22 protein-coding genes are annotated in these 19,743 nt (G+C 64.4%); 7 read left to right on the top strand and 15 right to left on the bottom strand.

The genetic code is table 11. From position 1 onward, the window contains the following. The first annotated feature begins 62 nt into the window (after nt 1–62). Nucleotides 63–785 (top strand): carbonic anhydrase, encoded by a 723-nt coding sequence (locus tag QZ409_RS09700; protein WP_296710002.1) that lies wholly within the window; start codon nt 63–65, stop codon nt 783–785. Between the two features lie 83 nt (nt 786–868). On the opposite strand, the gene QZ409_RS09695 is transcribed toward QZ409_RS09700, so the two are convergent. Then, entirely contained in the window at nt 869–1,150 is a 282-nt protein-coding gene (locus tag QZ409_RS09695; RefSeq protein ID WP_296710000.1) for a hypothetical protein, read from the bottom strand. Between the two features lie 104 nt (nt 1,151–1,254). Between QZ409_RS09695 and xseA the strand changes: the two genes are divergently transcribed. Beyond that, nucleotides 1,255–2,859 (top strand): exodeoxyribonuclease VII large subunit, encoded by a 1,605-nt coding sequence (gene xseA / locus QZ409_RS09690; protein WP_296709998.1) that lies wholly within the window; start codon nt 1,255–1,257, stop codon nt 2,857–2,859. Nucleotides 2,860–2,942: 83 nt separating this feature from the next. Further along, nucleotides 2,943–3,701, top strand: coding sequence for a metallophosphoesterase family protein (locus QZ409_RS09685; protein WP_296709997.1), 759 nt, complete (start codon nt 2,943–2,945; stop codon nt 3,699–3,701). A 16-nt stretch (nt 3,702–3,717) separates the two neighbouring features. Here QZ409_RS09685 and QZ409_RS09680 read toward each other — a convergent pair whose 3' ends face one another. The 5 genes from QZ409_RS09680 to QZ409_RS09660 all read right to left on the bottom strand — a co-directional run bounded on the left by QZ409_RS09680 (nt 3,718) and on the right by QZ409_RS09660 (nt 8,810). Then, the gene (locus tag QZ409_RS09680) at nt 3,718–4,485 is read right to left on the bottom strand and encodes a glycosyltransferase family 25 protein (protein WP_296709994.1); all 768 of its coding nucleotides are present in this window, start codon (nt 4,483–4,485) and stop codon (nt 3,718–3,720) included. Then, nucleotides 4,482–5,630: a hypothetical protein gene (locus QZ409_RS09675; protein ID WP_296709990.1), complete on the bottom strand. Its 1,149-nt coding sequence runs from the start codon at nt 5,628–5,630 to the stop codon at nt 4,482–4,484. Before QZ409_RS09675 ends, QZ409_RS09680 begins: the two co-directional genes overlap by 4 nt. 168 nt (nt 5,631–5,798) lie before the next feature. After that, nucleotides 5,799–6,680: a rhamnan synthesis F family protein gene (locus QZ409_RS09670; protein WP_296709987.1), complete on the bottom strand. Its 882-nt coding sequence runs from the start codon at nt 6,678–6,680 to the stop codon at nt 5,799–5,801. Continuing rightward, a complete protein-coding gene (locus QZ409_RS09665; RefSeq protein ID WP_296709984.1) occupies nt 6,680–7,591 on the bottom strand; it encodes a class I SAM-dependent methyltransferase in 912 nt (303 codons plus the stop codon). The genes QZ409_RS09670 and QZ409_RS09665 overlap by 1 nt, the downstream gene beginning before the upstream one ends. Nucleotide 7,592: 1 nt before the next feature. Next, nucleotides 7,593–8,810 (bottom strand): 6-phosphofructokinase, encoded by a 1,218-nt coding sequence (locus QZ409_RS09660; protein WP_296709981.1) that lies wholly within the window; start codon nt 8,808–8,810, stop codon nt 7,593–7,595. A 181-nt stretch (nt 8,811–8,991) separates the two neighbouring features. Here QZ409_RS09660 and QZ409_RS09655 point away from each other — a divergent pair, with 181 nt between their 5' ends. Then, nucleotides 8,992–10,479: a bifunctional serine/threonine-protein kinase/universal stress protein gene (locus tag QZ409_RS09655; RefSeq protein WP_296709977.1), complete on the top strand. Its 1,488-nt coding sequence runs from the start codon at nt 8,992–8,994 to the stop codon at nt 10,477–10,479. A 197-nt stretch (nt 10,480–10,676) separates the two neighbouring features. Beyond that, nucleotides 10,677–11,108, top strand: a complete 432-nt coding sequence (locus QZ409_RS09650) for a fasciclin domain-containing protein (RefSeq protein ID WP_296710235.1) — start codon at nt 10,677–10,679, stop codon at nt 11,106–11,108. Between the two features lie 37 nt (nt 11,109–11,145). Here QZ409_RS09650 and arsH read toward each other — a convergent pair whose 3' ends face one another. From arsH to QZ409_RS09630, 4 genes are read right to left on the bottom strand one after another with little or no spacing between them, the layout of a single operon-like run. Next, entirely contained in the window at nt 11,146–11,868 is a 723-nt protein-coding gene (gene arsH, locus QZ409_RS09645) for an arsenical resistance protein ArsH (protein WP_296709974.1), read from the bottom strand. Between the two features lie 47 nt (nt 11,869–11,915). After that, nucleotides 11,916–12,986, bottom strand: coding sequence for an ACR3 family arsenite efflux transporter (arsB, locus tag QZ409_RS09640; protein ID WP_296709971.1), 1,071 nt, complete (start codon nt 12,984–12,986; stop codon nt 11,916–11,918). A 31-nt stretch (nt 12,987–13,017) separates the two neighbouring features. Continuing rightward, entirely contained in the window at nt 13,018–13,542 is a 525-nt protein-coding gene (locus QZ409_RS09635; protein ID WP_296709967.1) for an arsenate reductase ArsC, read from the bottom strand. Beyond that, on the bottom strand, nt 13,535–13,891 hold the full coding sequence (locus tag QZ409_RS09630; RefSeq protein WP_296709964.1) for a metalloregulator ArsR/SmtB family transcription factor: 357 nt from the start codon (nt 13,889–13,891) through the stop codon (nt 13,535–13,537). Before QZ409_RS09630 ends, QZ409_RS09635 begins: the two co-directional genes overlap by 8 nt. Before the next feature lie 149 nt (nt 13,892–14,040). Here QZ409_RS09630 and QZ409_RS09625 point away from each other — a divergent pair, with 149 nt between their 5' ends. Further along, entirely contained in the window at nt 14,041–14,274 is a 234-nt protein-coding gene (locus QZ409_RS09625) for a DUF2093 domain-containing protein (RefSeq protein ID WP_296709962.1), read from the top strand. A 3-nt stretch (nt 14,275–14,277) separates the two neighbouring features. Here QZ409_RS09625 and lpxK read toward each other — a convergent pair whose 3' ends face one another. The 4 genes from lpxK to QZ409_RS09605 form a co-directional block, all read right to left on the bottom strand. Then, nucleotides 14,278–15,342 carry a tetraacyldisaccharide 4'-kinase gene (lpxK, locus tag QZ409_RS09620; protein ID WP_296709961.1) on the bottom strand — a complete coding sequence of 355 codons (1,065 nt, stop codon included), beginning with the start codon at nt 15,340–15,342 and terminating at the stop codon, nt 14,278–14,280. A gap of 37 nt (nt 15,343–15,379) precedes the next feature. Next, complete coding sequence (locus QZ409_RS09615) at nt 15,380–16,654, bottom strand: 3-deoxy-D-manno-octulosonic acid transferase (protein WP_296709959.1); 1,275 nt, start codon at nt 16,652–16,654, stop codon at nt 15,380–15,382. 237 nt (nt 16,655–16,891) lie between these two features. Beyond that, nucleotides 16,892–17,128, bottom strand: a complete 237-nt coding sequence (locus tag QZ409_RS09610) for a DUF4170 domain-containing protein (RefSeq protein WP_283366850.1) — start codon at nt 17,126–17,128, stop codon at nt 16,892–16,894. Between the two features lie 4 nt (nt 17,129–17,132). Then, nucleotides 17,133–18,002, bottom strand: coding sequence for a 3'(2'),5'-bisphosphate nucleotidase CysQ (locus tag QZ409_RS09605; RefSeq protein WP_296709953.1), 870 nt, complete (start codon nt 18,000–18,002; stop codon nt 17,133–17,135). A 262-nt stretch (nt 18,003–18,264) separates the two neighbouring features. Between QZ409_RS09605 and QZ409_RS09600 the strand changes: the two genes are divergently transcribed. After that, nucleotides 18,265–18,789, top strand: a complete 525-nt coding sequence (locus tag QZ409_RS09600; protein ID WP_296709950.1) for a DUF6101 family protein — start codon at nt 18,265–18,267, stop codon at nt 18,787–18,789. A 6-nt stretch (nt 18,790–18,795) separates the two neighbouring features. Here QZ409_RS09600 and ubiA read toward each other — a convergent pair whose 3' ends face one another. Continuing rightward, the gene (ubiA, locus tag QZ409_RS09595) at nt 18,796–19,740 is read right to left on the bottom strand and encodes a 4-hydroxybenzoate octaprenyltransferase (RefSeq protein WP_296709948.1); all 945 of its coding nucleotides are present in this window, start codon (nt 19,738–19,740) and stop codon (nt 18,796–18,798) included. Nucleotides 19,741–19,743: the final 3 nt, after the last annotated feature.

Raw genomic sequence — 19,743 nt, 5'->3', positions numbered from 1 at the left:
TCGGCCTTGTCAAATGCGTGCGACAGGCACAGTCTCTGCTTCCGCAGGAGGAGGGACTGGCAATGTGCGAAACTTGCGATCGCAAAACGAGGGCGCGGAGAGATTTCCTTAAATTCACGGCGGCGGGACTCGCCGGCGTTGCGCTGGCCGGCGCGACGAACTCGGCGCGGGCGGCCGAAGGCGCGCCGACGTCACTCTCGCCGGATGAGGCCCTCGCCGCGCTCAAGGAAGGCAATGCGCGCTATGTCAGTCATCCGGAACTCTGCTCGATCGACATGGCCGCACAGCGGGCCTCGGTCGCGGGACACCAGGCGCCATGGGCGACGGTGATTGCCTGCGCCGACAGCCGCGTCCCGCCGGAACTCATTTTTGGCGGCCACGGCGTCGGGCAATTGTTCGTCGCCCGCAACGCCGGCAATCTCGTCGACACGGCTACGCTCGGCACGGTCGAATATGGCGCGGCTGTGCTCGGGTCGCCGCTTGTCGTCGTCCTCGCGCATACAAGCTGCGGCGCCGTGAAGGCGGCCTGCGACGTGGTGAAAAAGAATGCGACCTATCCCGGCGCGATTGGGCCGATGATCGAGCCGATCCTGCCCGCCGCGCTCGCCGCGCGGGACGACCCGGGCGACTATGTCAACGCCACCGCCAAGCTCAGTGCGCAAAGGACGGCGGCGCGGCTGACTGCGGCGAGCACGCTCATCTCGGGCCTCGCAGGCGCGGGCAAACTCAAGATCGTCGCGGCGATCTATGATATCGAGACCGGGGTGGTGAGCTATCTCGGTTAAGTGAGAGAGGCTCTTAAAACGCTACGGGCTTTCGATGTCGGCCAAGGCAGTCCGCGTGGCCGGCTTCGACCAATCTGCGCCTGTCACCACTTGATTTCGGCGTTGATCCGGCCTCGCACGTCGTCGAGAGTGATGCTGCGGAAAAACTCGTGCCACGGCTGTGGCACGAGGTAATCCATCTTGCCGCCGGCGTCCCAGACCATCGCGATCGTACCTTTGAGGCCGTTGAGCTTGGCCAGCGCCTGCAACTGGCTGATGGTCGCCTCCTGATGGTTCGGCGCCGCGCGGGCGAAAGCGGAATCCATGATGACGATGACCATGTCCTGGCCGTGTTCATGCAATTGGGCGACGGGAATGGACGGCATGGAGGCTCCGTGAGCTTTTTCGTGCGGTTGTTTTGGCGTCAGGAGCATTTTTCGCGCCAAACGCCCCCTCGCCAGAAGGCGGCCAAAAGGGTTAGCCTTGCGTCATGAGCGAATCCACAATCCTCACCAATGCGCCCGAACTGACCGTCTCGGAATTGTCCGGGGCGCTCAAGCGCGCCATAGAGGACCAGTTCGGCCATGTGCGGCTGCGCGGCGAGATTTCCAATTTTCGCGGCCAGCATTCCTCCGGCCATTGCTATTTCTCGCTCAAGGATTCCAGCGCCCGGATCGACGCGGTGGTCTGGAAGGGGACTTATGCGCGCCTGCGGACCAAGCCGCAGGAAGGGCTGGAGGTCATCGCTACCGGCCGGATCACGACCTTTCCGGGCAAAAGCTCATATCAGATTGTCATCGAGCAATTGGAGCCCGCCGGTCTCGGCGCGCTGATGGCGCTGCTGGAAGAGCGCCGCAAGAAACTCGGCGCCGAAGGACTGTTCGACGAAGCGCGCAAGAAGAAGCTGCCATTTCTGCCGCGCGTGATCGGGATTGTCACTTCGCCGACCGGCGCGGTGATCCGCGACATCCTGCATCGCCTGAACGACCGTTTCCCGCGCCGCGTGCTGGTGTGGCCGGTGCGGGTGCAGGGCGAAACCTCGGCGGCGGAAGTCGCGACCGCCATTCGCGGCTTCAATGCGCTGACGCCGCAGGGGTCCATTCCGCGCCCGGACCTGCTGATCGTGGCGCGCGGCGGCGGTTCGCTGGAAGATTTATGGAGCTTCAACGAGGAAGAAGTTTTACGCGCAGCGTCCGAATCTGGGATTCCGCTGATCTCGGCCATCGGGCATGAGACCGATTGGACGCTGCTCGATCTGGTGGCCGATCTGCGCGCGCCGACGCCGACCGGCGCCGCCGAAAAGGCCGTGCCCGTGCGCACGGAGCTTCTGGCAGACCTCGCCGATCTGGCGCGCCGCCACGATGGCGCGGCCTTGCGCCTGCTGGAGCGCAAACGCTCCGACCTGCGCGCCTTGGTCCGCGCGTTGCCGGGGCCGGAATCGCTGCTGGCGACGCCGCGGCAAAGGCTCGACCGCTCGGGCGACAAATTGCGCGCCGCGCTCGCCGCCGGATTTTCCAGGCGGCAGCTTGCGCTGGCCAACGCTTCGCGTCTGCTGGCGCGGCATGCGCCGCACGCGGAGTTGCAGCGCGCTTCCGGCCGTCTGGACACGCTCGTTTTCCGCCTCGCCTCTGCTCGCGTAGGGCTTGTCGAAAAAAGGCGTGAGCGACTGGCGGTTCTCGATGCGCGGTTCGAGTCCGCGCGTCTCGCCCGTGTGGCTCTGCTGCGCAACGACTTCCGCGCGGCGGAAGAGCGGCGGTCGGCTTTGGCTGCAAGGCTCGATGCGGCGATGGCCTCGGCTTTGGCGCGGCGCCGGGAAAGGCTCGGCCACGCGGAGCAGATGCTGGCGGCGGTCGGTTATGCGGCGGTGCTGCGGCGCGGCTTCGCCCTGGTGCGCGACGCCGATGACGCGGCCGTGCGATCGGTCGCCCAGGCGCCGCCCGGGGCGCGACTCACCTTGCAATTCGCCGACGGCAAGATCGCAGCAACAGCGGCAGGACCTTTCGACGCCGCCCCTGCGGAGGGCGCGCCGGCGTCGAAAAAGCGGCCGGCGACTTCGCGCAAAACGCCGGAGGGCGGGCAGGGCAGCCTTTTCTGACGCGATAGCGGGAAAATGCGCCGAAGGGCGCGACGCGCCGAAAAATTTGTTTTAGAAATCAGGGTCCATTGATCTGGATCAACATGCTTATTGCGCTGCTCACCGACATCCATGGCAACCGAGAGGCGTTCGATGCATGCCGCCTGGAAGCGCGGCGCCTCGGCGCGGAAAAATTCGTCTATCTCGGCGATCTGGTCGGCTATGGCGCCGAGCCGTCCTATATTGTCGATTGCGTGGCGGAGGATGTCGCGCGCGGCGCCATCAGCTTGATGGGCAATCATGATCTCGCGGCGGTCGATGGCCCATCGGATTATATGAACGACGCTGCCCGCTCCGCGATCGAATGGACCGCGCGGCGGCTGGACAAGGCGCAGAAGGATTTCCTCGCATCGATGCCCTATACGGCGACGACCGTCAGCGAGAGCGGAGCCGAGACCTTTTTTGTCCACGGCGACGCCAGCGCGCCGGAGCGTTTCATCTATGTCACCGGGATCGACACCGCGGAGCGCTCGCTCAACGCGGTCAACGCGCATGTGACCTTTTGTGGCCATGTGCACAGGCCGCAGCTCTATCATGTCGCCCCCGGCAAGCCGCCGACCTTCTTCGCGCCGACGGCCAATCTGCCGACGCCGCTGGCGCGCAGCCGCCGCTGGCTCGCCGTGCTTGGCTCGGTAGGCCAGCCGCGCGACGGCAATCCGCTGGCGTCTTTCGCGCTCTATGACGATTTGCGCGGCACGCTGCGCTTCATTCGCGTGTCCTATGACGTGAACGACGCCGCGCGCAAAATCTTCGCCGCCGGCCTGCCGGAATTTCTCGCCGAGCGTCTTTTTCTCGGGTGGTGAGCCCGCAGAGCGGCCTTTATTGGAACGGCACGATTTCGGGCTTGAGGCCGCGCGCCAGCCGATTGACCAGATAGCGTTTCGCCTTGAAAATCTGGCGATAGAGCCGGACGGCTTCGCGCTTCAGCGTGAACAGGGCGCCACGCTTCCCGCTTTCGGGTTTTGGCGCGTCGAGCTTGCTGATGTCGCTCTCGAAACGAAGGCCGCGCGCGTAATGGCGCAGATAGAGCTGGTCCTGGATCGCGACGGCGGGCGTGAGCTGGTAAAGCCGGAGCTTCTGGCCGACGGGGTCTTCAGGAAAGACGATGTAATCGACCGGCAGCGTCGGGTTTTCCGTCAGTCGCAGGAAAATCGCGGCGCCGCGCCGGCTCAGGATATAGGTCGCGCAGCTTTCATGGCGCGTATAGAGCAACGCCAGCTTGCGGCCTAGCGGCGCGGGCGCTGGAGCCCCGAGCATGACCCTGTTGAAATAGCTGTCGAGCTTGACGGCGTCCGCGTTGGCGGGAATCCAGTTGTCCTGGGCGACGAAGCCGGCGAAATCCGGCGAGAAATGCACGTCGTCTTCGAGGAAACAGGCATAGGCGTCGGGCGTGGCCAGAAACCGCCGCCAGGCTTCACGATGGCTTTCGAGGCAGGCGATTTCGAAGCGCGTCAGCCCCTGTCCGGTCGGCGGCTGCAACCGGCCGTCAATGGCGGCTACACGCTCGTGATCGACGCCCTGAAGGGCCTGCTCCATATGGGCGCGACGCTCTGGCGCGCGGTCGAGGTTGATGTAATAGGCCTTCAATGCGCGTCCGGGTCCGTTTCCCTGAGGCCGTGTTCCAGCCTGTTCTCGGCAAGAATGGTCCACATCTCGACGCCGGGATCAATGCCATTGGCGGATAAATAGCGATAGAGCGGGCCGCCGTCGAGATCGATGGGGCGATCGTGCCGCGCGCTCACGGAATCGATCACGGCGATATGCGGTCCGAACAGGCGATGAACCGTATCTCCGACCAAGGCGTCGACACCGAAGCCGCTGATTCCCTGTGCGAAGCAATCCCGCGTGGCGAACAGCGCCCGGCGCGACAGGGCGGGCATCATAATCTCCACGTAATTCACCGGACGGAAGCCCGGAGAGCCTTCCTTCTGGAACAGGGCCGGGAAGGAGCCATAGGAGCCGGCGGCGAGCGCCGGTTGCGCGAGGTCGAGCCCGTGCATCTTCATCATGGCGAAAAATTCGTTCAGCCGCGGGGGCGCGATGGCGATATCGTCGTCGAGGAAAAGCACATGGTCATAGGCCTGGAAAATATCGGGCCGTTCGGTGAGAAGCTTCCAGATCGCCGTGGTCTTGGTTCCGTTCTGGGCGAAGACGAATTCAGCCTCGAAGGGCGGCTCTTTCGGCGGCTGATAAAAGTTCAGCAGCAGGTCATAGCCCCGGGACGGGTCATGCAGCGCGGTCGCATGCTCGCCATTGGTCTGGACGAAAACGAGGCAGGACCTTTTCGCGGGGCCGTCCACCATAGTCAGCAGGACGATGCCGTCGCGAAAGGCGGTCTGGTTCGCCTTGAGATCGGCGAGGCGCAAAACGCAGGAGAGCTTCCCGTCGCCCCGCCGCCTTTCGAAAACCTTCATCAGGGTGCGGGCGAGGCGCTTGTTACGGCCGCGATAGGCTTGCGCCACGAAGGCGAGCGAGACGTCCGGCGCCGGGTCGTGCAGCGCGGCCAGGCCATGGCTCATGAACGCGGCCCAAGGCGAGGACGCGCGGCTCGCTTCGGGGTGATGCGCGACATACCAGGCCTCGTCGAATTCGCGGCAGGCCGGCGCCCCGCGCGGAGCGCGCAAAAAAGCCGCGAAGAGATTGCCGCCGTCGCGCCGGGGACGGCGCTCGCCGTAAAAGACGGGATCGAAGAACGGCGTCGGCCGCAAGCCGCGCTTTTCGCCGATCGTCACATAATGCAGCAGGGCAAGCGGCGCCAGATAGCGCGACGAGAGATGCAGCCAGGCGTAATCCGCGTGGCGGAACGCCCCGGATTGCAGAATGAGCCAGATATCTGCGAGCGTGGTCAGAATCGTCCGGCCTCCGGCTTGACGGGCTTGCGGCGGCGCGCGCCCGAGTTTCTAGCTTGTCTTGACCCAGCCCAGTTCAAGGTCCTGCGCGTCGATCAATGTTTCGAATTTTTCCGGATCGCCGGAGCCGCCGGCATGGAGCGAGCGATAGCCGGCGCGCTCCGCCGAATAAAAGATCAGCCGCTCGATCGCATGGGCGGTCGTTCCGTCGACCTGGCCGCCTTCCGCTTCAAACGATCCGAAGCCGAGGCCGAGATCCAGGATCGGGCGGAGCGCCGCCGAACGAGCCCAGAACATGGAGCCGGCCGGAAAATCGATCTGCGTCGGACGTTCGAGCCGCACGCCCATGCGCCGGGCGAGATAGACCGTCTTGCAATAATTTTCGCCCCATCTCACCGCCGGATGAACGGCGGGAAAAATTCGCGGGGCGACGACGCCGAGTTTGGGGTTGTTCGCGAAGAGGTCAAGGACGCCGCCGCAGGTTGCAGGCGAGCCGATCAGGCAATCGAGCATGAAACTTCGCCACGCGGCCAGTTTGGAATCATGCAGCGACTTCTTGGTGTGCAGGTGCAGGACAAGATCGCAAGCGAGCTGTTGGTCGCGGAAGCCCACATATTTCGGCGCGATGTCGCGGCCGCGATTGTCGAAGACGCCCACCGTGACCGCGTCGCCATAAATCGGTCGCAACGTTTCGAGCAGAAAGGCCTTCTTGCTTTCGGAATCGGTGGTGACGAAAAGCTCGAAAGGCGCGCGGATATGGGCGAGATAAGGCAGGAGCGCGACAATTTCCTGCTCATAATAGGCGTGGATGAAAACGCCGATCTTCGAGCCCGGCGCCACGTCCCCGCGCCGCGCCTCGATCGGCAAGCGCAGGTAAGAATAGTCGGGCCCCGTCTGCGGTATGGGTGGAGCGCTGTGCTTTCGTCTGGCCATCAGGATTCAGGATTTGGTTTTTTGAGATGGCGCATCGGATCGGCTATCGTCTTCTGAACGCTTCTCGCCAATCTCTTGTGGATCGGCAAGCGGATGTGTTGATCACGCGGCATATCGACTTCGAATTGCCGCAAGAGGCTGAAGGCGATCGCGCGTTCCTGCCAGCGTCCGCCGAGAAATTCGAAGCGTTCGCGCAGAATTGCGTCCCGGCCCACACCCAATTCGCACAAGGCGGCGATGGATTCCGGCGCTTCCGGCCCCGACGCAATCAAACCGAGTCCGTCGCCGTGCGGGAATTCGAAATGCGGCGCGCCGCCGGCAAGTTCGCCAAATAGCCTCCCGACGCCGAAATTCTCGCCGGCGCGCCGGGTTCCGTGGAACAGGACGACGCCGCGCGACGACAGCTTGCCTTTCCAAAGGTCATGGATATCGCGCGCCGCGTCATAGTCCTGCGGTCCGTCGATATGCAGCAGGTCGATCGAGCCATCGGCGAAAGCGTCGCGCGCTGCGTCAAAGCCCGCGCGGACCAGTTCAGAAAAGCTTGCATAGCGGCGGTCGTGGAACGCCTTGAAGGTCTCGAAAACCTTCTCGCCTGCTTCCTCTTCGTCCGCTTTTTCGTCGCCAAGCCAGTTGTCGACCGCGAAAAACCGCGCGTCGAGTTCCAGCCGCCGCGCCGCCTCGCAAAAGGCCGCGTAAGACACGCCGCGATCGGTCCCGAGTTCGACAAGGCTCCGGGGCCTTGCCGCGGCGACGAGCCAGAAGGCGAAGGGAACATGCGGCCACCAGCGGCTTTCCTCGATCTGCAGCTCCGGCGTCCAGAACGCCGGAGCCAGATCGTCCAAAAGGAAAGCGCCGACCCCGACCGGGCCCTTGTCTTCCGGACGATTCGCCACGCCTGCTGTATCCGCCATGTCAGCCCTTGTGCAGAACCTTGGCGACCTTGTTCGGACGCAGGCGGAAGGCGTCGGGCATGCCGGAGCCGAGCAAAGGGCGCAGATAGAGGCGGAAGGCGTCAGTGACGTCGGTGCCGCAGGGCGAGATCAGCTCGTCCTCCATCACGCGGGTCTTGCCGGCGACGCTTTCGAGCGGGACCAGCTCGTAATCGACCGAGTAATAGCCGGTGCGCTTGATCGACACCGAGCCATTGCGGTCGCCCCACATGGCGTATTGCACGGCCTTTTCGCCGACCTCGCGCGCCTCGCGCTGGTCGACGTCGGAGACGCAGCCGATGAAGGAGCGCTGCAGATAGCCGAAGGTGTCGCCGCGCACGCGCTTGATCTTCAGCTTGTTCTTGATTTCCTCGCAGAGCAGGTCGGCGAGCGCGCCCGTGCCCGAAAGCTGGACATTGCCATGGGCGTCATGCTCGATCTGTTCGGCGAGCTTGGTGATGATCGGCGCTCCGGCGGCGTCGTGGATGCCTTCGGAAACAGCGACCACGCAACGGCCGAGGCGGTCATAGATGCGCTTGACGTCTGCCAGGAACTTGTCGATGTCGAACACCCGTTCCGGCACATAGATGAGATGCGGGCCGTCCTCGGGGAATTTCTTGCCGAGCGCGGAGGCCGCCGTCAGGAAGCCGGCGTGGCGTCCCATCACCACCGCGACATAGACGCCGGGCAGCGCGGCGTTGTCGAGATTGGCGCCGGCGAAGGCCTGGGCGACGAAACGCGCCGCGGAGGGAAAGCCGGGCGTATGGTCGTTGCCGACCAGATCATTGTCGATGGTCTTGGGAATATGGACGCAGCGCAGCGGATATTTGGCCTTGATGGCTTCTTCGGCGACGATGCGCACCGTGTCGGAGGAATCATTGCCGCCGACATAGAAGAAGGCGCCGATCTCATGCGCCTGCAGGACCTTGAAGATCTCGTGGCAATATTTGGCGTCCGGCTTGTCGCGGGTGGAGCCCAGCGCCGAGGAGGGCGTATTGGCCACCATTTCGAGATTGTGGCTCGTCTCCTGCGTCAGGTCGAGCAAGTCTTCGTCGATAATGCCGCGCACGCCGTGATGGGCGCCATAGACTTTGCTGACGCTCGCGAATTTGCGCGCTTCCAGCACGACGCCTGCGAGCGACTGGTTGATGACGGCGGTCGGGCCGCCACCCTGGGCGACGAGAATCTTCTGCGGCGTCATGAAAAGCCTCCCCTTAAATGCCGGGTTGTTCTAAATCGCCAGACGCAAAAGGGAAACCCGTTTTTGCCGAACCCGGCCTTCTCCTTTCAGCAAAATAAGCAATCCGGCGCTATTAAGTCGGCCGGACGCGGCGATTCGACGCCATTTGCGCGCTTGTCGGCGCGACGGCGCGCGGTCTAGATTGACGAAAGGGAGACGCGCCATTTCGACGGAGAGACCCGCCTTTTCCGATCTGCGCCCCGGCGACGTCATCGACGGCTTTCGCCTGGTCGAGCGTATGCATGTCGGCGGCATGGCGCATCTGTGGCGCGTGACGCGCGACGATATGTCGCCGCCCGCGATTCTCAAGGCGCCGATCGTGCAGGACGGCGACGACGCCACCGCCATCGTCGGTTTCGAGATGGAGCAGATGATCCTGCCGCTGCTCCAGGGTCCCCACGCCCCCCGATTCATCGCCTCGGGCGATTTCACCCGTCAGCCCTATATCGTGATGGAGCTGATCGGGGGCGAATCGCTGCTCTCGAAGATGGAAGACGCGCCGCTTCCCGTCGATGAGGTCGTCGAGATCGGCATAGGCGTCGCCCGCGCCCTGGCCGACCTGCACAGCCAGAACGTCATCCATCTCGATATCAAGCCTTCGAATATCATGCGCCGCCCGGGCGGCGAAGTTGCGCTGATCGATTTCGGCCTCTCGCGCCACGACCTGCTGCCGGACTTGCTGGCCGAGGAATTCCGCTTGCCGCTTGGCACCGGCCCTTATCTGTCGCCGGAGCAGATCGGTCGCGATCGTGGCGATCCGCGCAGCGATATTTTTTCGTTGGGCGTGGTGCTCTATTATCTGCTCACGGGCGTGCGGCCTTTCGGAACCCCGCGCCAGCGGCGCGCGCTGGCCCGCAGGCTCTGGCGCGATCCCGAGCCGCCGATCCGCTACAACCCGGCCTGTCCGCCCTGGCTGCAGGAGGTGATCCTGCACTGCCTGGAGCCAAAGGCTGATGATCGCTACCCCACCGCCGCCCAGCTCGCGCTCGATCTCGCCACGCCGGAACAGATTCGCCTGACCGAACGCTCGGAAAAGCGCCGCGCCGATTCCTGGTTGACGGCGCGCCGGCGCTGGTGGGCCCTGAAATTTGCGCCGACGCGCCATCCCCGCAGCATGGCCGCGCGGCAGGCGGCGGCGCCCATCGTCATGGCGGCGGTGGATCTCAGCGAAGTCAACGCCGCATTGGGCGACGTGTTGCGCGAGACGGTGGGTCGGATCATGACCACCGCGCCTGGCGCGCGCCTCGCCTGCGTCAATATCATCAAGACCAGTCGGCTTCGCATCGACAGCGCCCAGGACGAGTTTGGCCGCAATCTCCATGTGCGGCGCCTCATTGAGGTGCGCCAATGGGCGGCGGGACTGAGCCTGCCGGCCGCCCAGGTCACGGCCCATGTTCTGGAGGCGAGTGATCCGGCGGCGGCGCTGATCGACTTCGCGCGCGAAAACCATGTCGACCAGATCGTGATCGGCGCCGGCTCGCCCATAAGACGCACCATCGGCCCCGTCGCGGCGCGGATCGGCGCCCAGGCGCCCTGCACGGTCACGCTGGTGCGCCATCCGCGCCCGGCGGAGCTTGGTTCCGGAGGCGACGATTCGGCGACGGAGCCGGATTCGGGATTCGGTATCTAGCGCGCTTCGCGTCCGTCCGACCGTTTCGGGGCGTCGCCCGCGTTCACGGCTTGTTGATTTGCCTGTCTCGTCCCCTTTGAACCGCTCTTGGCGCGGTCACGTATCAGGAGGGCGAATTCGAACAGGAGAACATCATGTCATTCGGCAAACACAGGTTTCTTTCTTCCGTCGCGGCAACTTTCGCTTTCGCCGCGCTCGTGGCCGCCGGTCCGGCAAGGGCCGCGGATATCGTCGATACGGCCGCCGCCGCCGGTTCGTTCAACACGCTGGTCGCCGCGGTCAAGGCAGCGGATCTCGTGACGACGTTGAAATCGCCGGGGCCCTTCACGGTCTTCGCGCCGACCGACGCGGCTTTCAAAAAGCTGCCCAAGGGCACGGTGGAAAATCTTCTGAAGCCGGAAAACAAGGCGCAGCTGGTCAAGGTCCTCACCTATCACGTCGTGCCCGGCAAGGTTCCGTCGAGCGCGGTCATCGGCAAACGCCTGTCCGCGACGACGGTCGAAGGCCAGAAGGTGCATATCGACGGCCGCCATGGCGTTAGGGTCAACAAGGCCCATGTCGTCAAGGCGGATGTCGAGGCAGACAATGGCGTCATCCACGTGATCGACAAGGTGCTGATTCCGCGCTGAAAATGAAACGGCGGCTGGCGCATTGCGCCGGTCGCGCTCAGATCGACCTCTGGTTCACCCGCTTTGAAAGTTCTTCGGCGCTTTCTTTCCGTTCGGAATAGCGATCGACCAGATAGCCCGCGCAGTCGCGCGTCAACAAAGTGAACTTCACCAGCTCCTCCATCACGTCCACGACGCGGTCGTAATAGGAGGAAGGCTTCATCCGGTCATGGTCGTCGAATTCCATGAAGGCCTTGGCGACTGAGGACTGATTGGGGATCGTGATCAGGCGCATCCAGCGGCCGAGAATGCGCATCTGATTGAGGGCGTTGAAGCTCTGCGAGCCGCCGCAAACCTGCATTATCGCCAGCGTCTTGCCCTGCGTCGGGCGAACCGCGCCGAGGCTGAGCGGTATCCAGTCGATCTGCGCCTTCATGATCGCCGTCATGGCCCCATGCCGTTCCGGCGAGCACCAGACCATGCCCTCGCACCAAGTGACGAGGTCGCGCAATTCCTGAACCTTGGGATGATCTGCGCCGGCATCGTCCGGCAGGGGCAGGCTGCTGGGATTATATATGCGCGTTTCCGCGCCGAGGCGGCGCAGAATTCGGGCGGCTTCCTCGCTCATCAGGCGGCTGAAGGAGCGCGGACGAAGCGAGCCGTAAAGCAGCAGGATGCGCGGAGCGTGGGCCTGACGTGACGGCTTGTGCAGCCGGGTTTCGTTAATCGTCTGGAAACAGGCTTCGTCGAGGTTCGGCAGGGTTTCGTCCGGTTTAGCCAAGGCGGCGGCCCTTCCTGATGTTTTGAACGACAATATTTTTCATTTTATCACAAATATTTATCGTAAGAACTTACGGTGTCGCATTCTCGTACGGCGGAGCCAGATTCATACCAACCCCGCGTTGCATTGACGATCTTGACCACCGACAGCATCACGGGAACCTCGATCAGGACGCCGACCACCGTCGCCAGCGCAGCGCCGGAATGAAAGCCGAAAAGACTGATCGCCGCCGCGACCGCAAGCTCAAAGAAATTGCTGGCCCCGATCAGGGCGGACGGTCCCGCCACGCAATGGGCTTCGCCGGTCGCGCGGTTGAGGAGATAGGCGAGGCCGGCGTTGAAATAGACCTGGATCAGGATCGGCGCGGCCAGCATCGCGATCACCAGAGGCTGCGCCAGAATCTGCTCCCCCTGGAACCCGAACAGAAGAACGAGCGTCGCCAGCAGGGCCATGAGCGACAAAGGCTGCAAGCGATTGAGCAAGGCCTGAATGGCGCTCTCTCCGCCGCGCGCCAGCAACGCCCGCCGCAACGCCTGCGCGAAGATGACGGGAACGACGATATAGAGAAAGACGGAGAGGAACAGCGTCTGCCATGGCACGGCGATCGCCGACAGGCCGAGCAGCAGGCCGACGATGGGCGCAAAGGCGACGATCATGATGACATCGTTGAGCGCCACCTGGCTCAGCGTGAACAGCGGCTCGCCCTTGGTCAGATTGCTCCAGACAAACACCATGGCCGTGCAGGGCGCCGCCGCGAGCAGGATCAATCCGGCGATATAGCTGTCGATCTGGTCGGCGGGCAGAAAGGGGCGGAAGATCCCGCCAATGAACAGCCAGCCGAGCAGCGCCATCGAGAATGGCTTGACGGCCCAGTTGATGAACAGGGTCACGCCAATGCCGCGCCAATGTTGCCTGACCTGCGCCAGGGCGGCGAAATCGATCTTCACCAGCATGGGGATGATCATGAGCCAGATCAGCGCGGCGACGGGCAGGTTGACCTTGGCGATTTCCGCCGCGCCGATCAGGTGAAAGGCGTCGGGGAAGAAATGCCCGAGTGCGATGCCCGCGACGATGCACAGGGCCACCCACAGGCTGAGATAACGCTCGAATGTCGACATAATTCACTCCGGCGCCCTGAAGGGCCTGTGTTCAGCGAGGCGTTGAAGGCGCGGTCGCGCCCTCCATCCGGCCGATCTCGTGCAACTGGCCCGACAAGGTCAGCCGGTCGAGCCGCTCGACCGGGATGGCGACAAAGGCGGAAATGCGATTCTTGAGGTAGCGGAACGCGGTCACAAAGGCGCGCTCCTTTTCGATATCGTTCCCCTCGACGGCGGCCGGGTCTTCGACGCCCCAATGGGCGGTCATCGGCTGGCCGGGCCAATGGGGGCAGGCTTCTCCGGCGGCGTTGTCGCAGACGGTGAAAACGAAATCCATTTTCGGCGCGCCCTCGCCGGCGAATTCGTCCCAGCTTTTCGAACGGGCGCCGTCGGTCGGATAGCCGAAGCCTTCGAGGACTTTCAGCGCGAAAGGATTGACGGCGCCCTTCGGTTGGCTGCCAGCGGAAAAGGCGCGGAATTTTCCCTGGCCGTCCCTGGCGAGAATTTTTTCGGCCAGGATCGAACGGGCGGTGTTGCCGGTGCAGAGAAACAGGACATTGAAAACGCGATCAGTCATGAACGGCCTCCTTTGGCGGACAGCAGGGGGAGAGATCGGCGATCAGCGGCGCGCAGAGGTCGGCGCGGCCGCCGCAGCAATCTTTCAGGAGGAAGAGGACAAGCTCGCGGAGGCGATCGAAATTGGCGCGGTAGATGATCGAGCGGCTATGTCGCTCGCCATGGACCAGACCGGCGTTGGCGAGGATCGCAAGATGCGTCGACAGCGTATTTTGCGGCACGCCGACCAGCCGCGCCAATTCGCCGGCGGGAACGCCGTCCGGCTCGCGCGTGACGAGCAGTCGAAAGCATTGAAGCCGGGTTGCCTGTGAGAGGGCGGCCAAGGCGCTGAGTGCGGTTAATTCATCCATATATCGAGAATAACAGAAATATTGACTCCGGCAACTCCCGTGTTCACCGGGAGCGCTCGACCTGCGCGGCTTTCGGGATTGAATGGAGCGGCCAATGGCGATACATCGGTAAATCCCCGAAAAAGAGAGGGGCAGAACGGATTGGGCCGATGAACCGCATCGATCGCCGCGTCCCGCTCAGCGGGCCGGCCGAAGTCGAATATCTCGACGGCGATTTCAAGATCAGGAAGCCGGGCGCCTATGTCGTCTGCGCTGCGACGGGCGCGCATGTTCCGATCGAGGAATTGCGCTATTGGAACGTCGATCGGCAGGAGCCCTATGCCGGGCCGGATGCGAAACTGGCGAGGCTGCGCCAGCTCGGACTGCTGCCCCCGAAAGCCTGAGTTTTACAGGCTCATCGGGCCGGCTATTCGCCCCGCGCCGCGAAATTTCGTCAGGACGTCAAGCAGGAGCTGGCGTAAGTCTTCGGCTTCATCGACGACCAGCGTCACGGGCAGCGCCTCGGGCTCCGGCAGGTCCGCGCGCAGGGCGGCGAGAAAGGGCGAAATCTTGACCATGTCCTTTTCGGTCGTCACCAGCAGCGCGTCGAGCGCCTCGGCCTGCCGCTGCAGCGCCGCGATATCGGACGGCCGATAGGCGTAATGATCCGGGAAGCCATGGCGGGCGACGATGCGCGCGCCGCAGGCCTGAAGCGAATCGAAAAATTTCTGCGGCCGGCCAATGCCCGCGAAAGCCACCACCCGGGCGCCGAGCATCCGCAATGCGGCGTTGGCGTCGGGCGCCAACCGGCCGTGAAAGACCGGCTTGCCCGTGGTCTCGAACAGGGCGGCTGCCGCTCGTCCAGCCTCGCCCTCACCGATCACCAGAGCCGCCGAACTATGCTGAAGCTGTAGTTCGATCGGCGCGCGCAGGGGGCCAGCGGGCAGCAGCCGACCATTGCCGAAGCCCACGCCGCCATCGATCACGGCCAAGGTGAAATCCCGGCGCAGGCTGGGGTTTTGCAGACCATCGTCCATCACGATCAGGCTGGCGCCCCCTGCCAAAGCCAGCATGGCGCCCGTCGGGCGGTCGCGCGCCACCACCGTCTGGGCGACCCGCGCGAGCAGCAGAGGCTCGTCGCCAGTCTGCGCGGCGCAATGGCGGCGCTGATCCACGAGATGGGCGGCGCCGTCCGCGCTCAGGGCGCCGCCATAACCGCGTGAAAGGAAATAGGGCGTTTCGCCGGCCCGTTTGAGCCATTTGGCGACGGCCAGCGCGGTCGGCGTCTTGCCGGCGCCGCCGACGACGAAATTGCCGATGCAGATCACCGGAGCGCTGACGCGCGAGCCGGGACGCGCCATCCGGCGCGCCGCCGCGCGTCCGTAAAGCGCGGCGAAAGGCGTCAGAACCGCGGTCATCGCCCGCCCGAACAGGCCGGGCTTGGCGGACCACCAGAAATCCGGCGCGCGCATGTGACCTCGCTATCTCAAGTCCTTAAATCTAGAAGCCCTACTGCTGAGATACAATCATCTGGGCGATATAATGTTCGAGCGCCAGCATGATTTTGTCGGTGGCGCCGCCAAGCTCGCCGACAATACGGCGGGAGGCCTCGGCGGTGCGGCGCAGATAGACAGGGTCGTCGAACAGAGCCTGCAACTGGCGGGCGAGATCTTCGGCGTCCTTGACCGTGATGGCGCCGCCCTGGCTGTCCAGCGCGTGATAGACATCGATGAAATTGCCGATATGGGGTCCATGCAGGATCGCCGAGCCGAGCTTCGCCGGCTCGATGGGATTTTGGCCTCCGTGGCCCGCCAGCGACTTGCCCATGAAGATCACGCTCGACAAGCGGAAGAACAGGCCCATCTCGCCGATGGTGTCGCCGATATAGACCTGCGTCGAGGGCCTGATCGGATCGCCGCGCGAGCGCAGGGCCGCTTCAAGGCCGGCGGCCTCGGCTTCGGCGACGATTTCCGGGCCGCGATGGGGATGGCGCGGGACGAGAAACGTCAGCAGGCCGGGAAAGCGTTGCGTTAGGACCTTGTGCGCCTGAAGCGCGAGCGATTCTTCGCCAGGATGGGTCGAGGCCGCGATCCAGATCTGGCGCGGACCGATCTGGCGCGAGAGCTCATCGAGACGCGCGGGATCTGCGGGCGGCGGCTCCACGTCATATTTCAGGTTGCCGATGGCGTCGACGCGCGGCGCGCCGAGTTGCAGCAGGCGCGCGGCGTCGTCCTGGCTCTGGGCGAGGCACAGGTCGATCTTGCCGAGCAGCGCCGAGATGAACCCGGGAAAGCGCCGCCAGCGCGCGAAAGAGCGCGGCGAAAGCCGGGCGTTGACGAGGGTAATGGGGATATTGCGCTCGTGGACGGCGCAAAGCGTATTGGGCCAGATCTCGGATTCGGCGAGAATGAACAGATCCGGCCGCCAATGGTCGAGAAAGCGCGCGACGAAGGGCGGCGCGTCGAGCGGCGAGAACTGATGGGTCGCGCCTTTCGGCAGCCTTTCCCCGAGTATGCGGGCGGAGGTGACGGTGCCGGTCGTGACGAGGACTTGAAAGCCTTTGCCTATCAGCCTTTCGACCAGGGGCAGCAAAGCGAGGCCCTCGCCGACGCTCGCGCCGTGCAGCCAGGCGAGGCGCCCTTCGGGTCGCGGCAGCTCGGCATAACCCCGACGCTCGCCGATCCGGGCGAGGTCTTCCTTGCCCTTTTGCCCGCGTCGCCACAGGAACAGGCCGCTGAACGGCGCAAGGCCATTGGCGGCGGCGCGGTAAACGGGCAAAAACACGGCAGAACTCATCGCGGCCTGGTCTTGTACATTCGACTGACGGATTTGGATGGCCGGGAGTCGCAGCGTTCGGGCGACAATGCCGGACCATCCGGGCCGAAAGGCGGCGAAGGCGAAAAAAAACGCGCTCCGGCGCGCTTCCACCGTTCTTGCAGGCGACAGATAGCGCAGGCCGGAGAAAATAGCGAGAGGCCGCCGCGCGTTCGCGTCGACCCATGGCGGCGGGAACGAGGCTGCTCAGTCGTCGGAGGGGTCGAGCACGCGGTGCATGTGGACGATGAAATAGCGCATCTGCGCGTTGTCCACGGTCGATTGCGCCTTGGCCTTCCAGACGGCGTGGGCGCTCTGGAAATCGGGATACATGCCGACCAGGTCGATCTTGCTCAGATCCTTGAAATCGGTCGTTTCGAGATTTTTCAGCTCGCCGCCAAAAACAAGATGCAGCAGCTGCTTGGGCTCGACTTCATGGCTCATTCGCTCAGTCCTTCACGTCTTGGGCGGGACGCGCGTGGGGAAGTTTTTGCGCGGACCCTCTCTGGATCCCCGCCTTTCCCTCTTGCGCCGCCCGGATCAAATCGGCCTGGAGGCCGGGTGGTCCCGCGGCCAGCGCGGGATGTTTCGGCTCGGGCTGGTTGTAAAACAGGGTGCGGCCCGAAAAATCAGTCAGCACGCCGCCAGCTTCATGAAGGATGAGGTCGGCGGCGGCAATATCCCAATCATTGGAATTCTTGCGCGCCAGCGCCGCGTCGAACTCGCTGTCGGCGACGCGCAGCAGGCGCATGGCGAGAGAGGGCAAACGCGGCTGCTGCACGAAGGAAAGCCCGGAACGGCGCAGATCATCGGCCATCGCGTCGGGGACTGACAGGCGCGCGCCGGCAAGTTCTCTGCGGCTCGAGACCGAGATGGGGACGCCGTTGCAGCGCGCGCCGCCGCCAGCCGCTGCGATGAAGGTCTGATCGAGCGCCGGCGCTCGGACGACGCCGAAACAGGGCCGGCCGCCGACCACGAGCGCGACGCAGACCGAAAAGCAGGGGTCGCCAGCCGCGAAACCGCGCGTGCCGTCAATGGGATCGACCACGAACACCGCCTCGCGTCCGAGCCGGTCCGGCGAATCGGCGGTTTCCTCGGAGAGCCAGCCGAATTCCGGGGCGAGATTGTGCAGGCGGTCGTGGAGGAATTCGTCGACGCGAAGATCGGCCTCGGTCACCGGAGAGCCACAGCTCTTGTGGGTCACTTCGGCGTGGGTGGCGGCGCCGTGGCGGAAATAGTCGAGCGCAATGTCGCCAGCCTCGCGCACAATCGCCTCGACGCGAGGCAGAAGGGGGGCAAAGGCGGACAGACCGGACAAATCGCGACCCTGATCGAGGAGCTTTGATTTCGTGTAAACGCCCATTCGCCGCAGCGCAAGAATTTTTGCACCTGCGAAAGGCGGCCTATTCCGGGCGTTTTTGGCGTGATTGCCGACAATTTGAACAATCCGGCTAACCCGGGATTGGACGTGCCGCCGACCAAAGCGGTTTGACTAAAATGCCGCCTATTTCCTTAGCAGGGTTGAGGCGAGTCGCGACGAAAGATGGGCCAACAGCGGAAAATTCCCGCAGGAGCCTGATATGGTCATGTCCCCCGCCGCGCCTATGACACGCCTCGTCGCCGCCGATCCGCGCGCCGACAATGGCCAGCGCGAGATCAGCATTTCGGCCGAAGCAATTGCCATCGACCGTCGCGTTGGCGGCGTGAAGATGCGGTTCTGCCTACCGGCGCCGAGCTTTCGCGGCGTCGCCCTCAGCGTGTACGAGGCCGCGCGCGGCTTCGTCTATCGCGTCGCTTTGGTCCATGCCGACCCGGAACTGGACGTGGTGCTGGCGGAATCGGAGAATGAAGCGGACATCAGCCGGGATTGGCTGTGCTGGGCGAAGTTCTTCCGTCTGCCGCGCCTGACGCGCAGAGCGGGCGGCGGCGAGGCAGTGATCGACCGCCGCTTCGGCGAGGTCGAGGCGGGCGAGGTTATGCCGCGTCGGCGCGGCTGGCCGCTGAAAGGACGCCGCTCGATGATCTCGGCGCGGCGTCTGTGCGGCGCCAAGGGGCGCGTTGTGGCGGTTCATCGCGGCGAACGCGAGATCGTCTGCTACGAGTGAAACCGTTCACCCGACGAGATAGAACAGCAGGTTCTCGCCGAACAGGCCGGCAAAGAGCAGGAAGCCCGCGGGGCCATTAGAGCGGAAAAGTTTCAGCGCCATCGCCTCGTCGGCGTTGTCCAGCCGACGGATCTGCCAGGCCAGATGCCCGGCGAAGGCAAGCAGGCCGATATGCGCCACCAGGCCGGCGCCGACGGATATGAGAGCGATTTCCGCGCAGATCACCGTGGCGAGATAGAACAGGGCGACGATGAGCTTCAAATGGTCGCCGAACAGCAAGGCGGTGGATTTCACCCCGGCGCTGACGTCGTCCTTTTGGTCCTGGATGGCGTAGATCGTGTCATAGCCGATCGTCCAGGCGATGCCGGATATATAAAGCCAGATTGCAGGCGCGGCCAGCCCGCCGGTCTGCGCGGTCCAGCCCATTAGCGCGCCCCACGAAAAAGCGAGGCCGAGCGCCGCCTGGGGCCACGATGTGAAACGCTTCAAGAAGGGATAGATCGCGACCGGAATCAGCGAGCACAGGCCGAGCAGAATCGCGAAGGAATTAAGCGACAGCAGGACGAACAGGCCGACGAGCGCCTGCGCCAGCATGAAGATCGCCGCCGCGCGCGGGCTGACCCGGCCTGAGGGCAGGGGGCGTCCGCGCGTCCGCTCCACCTGAGCGTCGATCTGACGGTCGATCAGGTCGTTGAAGGTCGATCCCGCGCCGCGCATGGCGACCGCGCCAATGAAAAACAGCAGGAGCAGGAGGTAATTCGGGGCCTGCAGGCGATAGATGCTGGCGAGGCAGGTCGAGGAGAGGCAGGGCGCGAGCAGCAATTGCCAGCCGGCGGGACGGTCAAGTCGCGCGAGCTGGATATAGGGCAGCCAGCTCGCGGGGAGGCGCCGCCAGAGGCTTGCCGGCTGGGCATCCGGCAAAGCGCCGGCGTCGAGCGACGGCGCGGGCATGAC

It is taken from the genome of Rhodoblastus sp., assembly GCF_019449565.1.
Taxonomy (GTDB): Bacteria; Pseudomonadota; Alphaproteobacteria; order Rhizobiales; family Beijerinckiaceae; genus Rhodoblastus.
This window is presented reverse-complemented; position numbering and strand designations above follow the sequence as displayed.

Excerpts from the sequence above, each read along its gene's own strand:
- QZ409_RS09700 (WP_296710002.1), top strand. The coding sequence starts at position 63 with ATGTGCGAAACTTGCGATCGCAAAACGAGGGCGCGGAGAGATTTCCTT.
- QZ409_RS09695 (WP_296710000.1), bottom strand. The coding sequence starts at position 1,150 with ATGCCGTCCATTCCCGTCGCCCAATTGCATGAACACGGCCAGGACATG.
- xseA (WP_296709998.1), top strand. The coding sequence starts at position 1,255 with ATGAGCGAATCCACAATCCTCACCAATGCGCCCGAACTGACCGTCTCG.
- QZ409_RS09685 (WP_296709997.1), top strand. The coding sequence starts at position 2,943 with ATGCTTATTGCGCTGCTCACCGACATCCATGGCAACCGAGAGGCGTTC.
- QZ409_RS09670 (WP_296709987.1), bottom strand. The coding sequence starts at position 6,680 with ATGGCCAGACGAAAGCACAGCGCTCCACCCATACCGCAGACGGGGCCC.
- QZ409_RS09665 (WP_296709984.1), bottom strand. The coding sequence starts at position 7,591 with ATGGCGGATACAGCAGGCGTGGCGAATCGTCCGGAAGACAAGGGCCCG.
- QZ409_RS09660 (WP_296709981.1), bottom strand. The coding sequence starts at position 8,810 with ATGACGCCGCAGAAGATTCTCGTCGCCCAGGGTGGCGGCCCGACCGCC.
- arsB (WP_296709971.1), bottom strand. The coding sequence starts at position 12,986 with ATGTCGACATTCGAGCGTTATCTCAGCCTGTGGGTGGCCCTGTGCATC.
- QZ409_RS09635 (WP_296709967.1), bottom strand. The coding sequence starts at position 13,542 with ATGACTGATCGCGTTTTCAATGTCCTGTTTCTCTGCACCGGCAACACC.
- QZ409_RS09630 (WP_296709964.1), bottom strand. The coding sequence starts at position 13,891 with ATGGATGAATTAACCGCACTCAGCGCCTTGGCCGCCCTCTCACAGGCA.
- QZ409_RS09625 (WP_296709962.1), top strand. The coding sequence starts at position 14,041 with ATGAACCGCATCGATCGCCGCGTCCCGCTCAGCGGGCCGGCCGAAGTC.
- lpxK (WP_296709961.1), bottom strand. The coding sequence starts at position 15,342 with ATGCGCGCGCCGGATTTCTGGTGGTCCGCCAAGCCCGGCCTGTTCGGG.
- QZ409_RS09610 (WP_283366850.1), bottom strand. The coding sequence starts at position 17,128 with ATGAGCCATGAAGTCGAGCCCAAGCAGCTGCTGCATCTTGTTTTTGGC.
- QZ409_RS09600 (WP_296709950.1), top strand. The coding sequence starts at position 18,265 with ATGGTCATGTCCCCCGCCGCGCCTATGACACGCCTCGTCGCCGCCGAT.
- ubiA (WP_296709948.1), bottom strand. The coding sequence starts at position 19,740 with ATGCCCGCGCCGTCGCTCGACGCCGGCGCTTTGCCGGATGCCCAGCCG.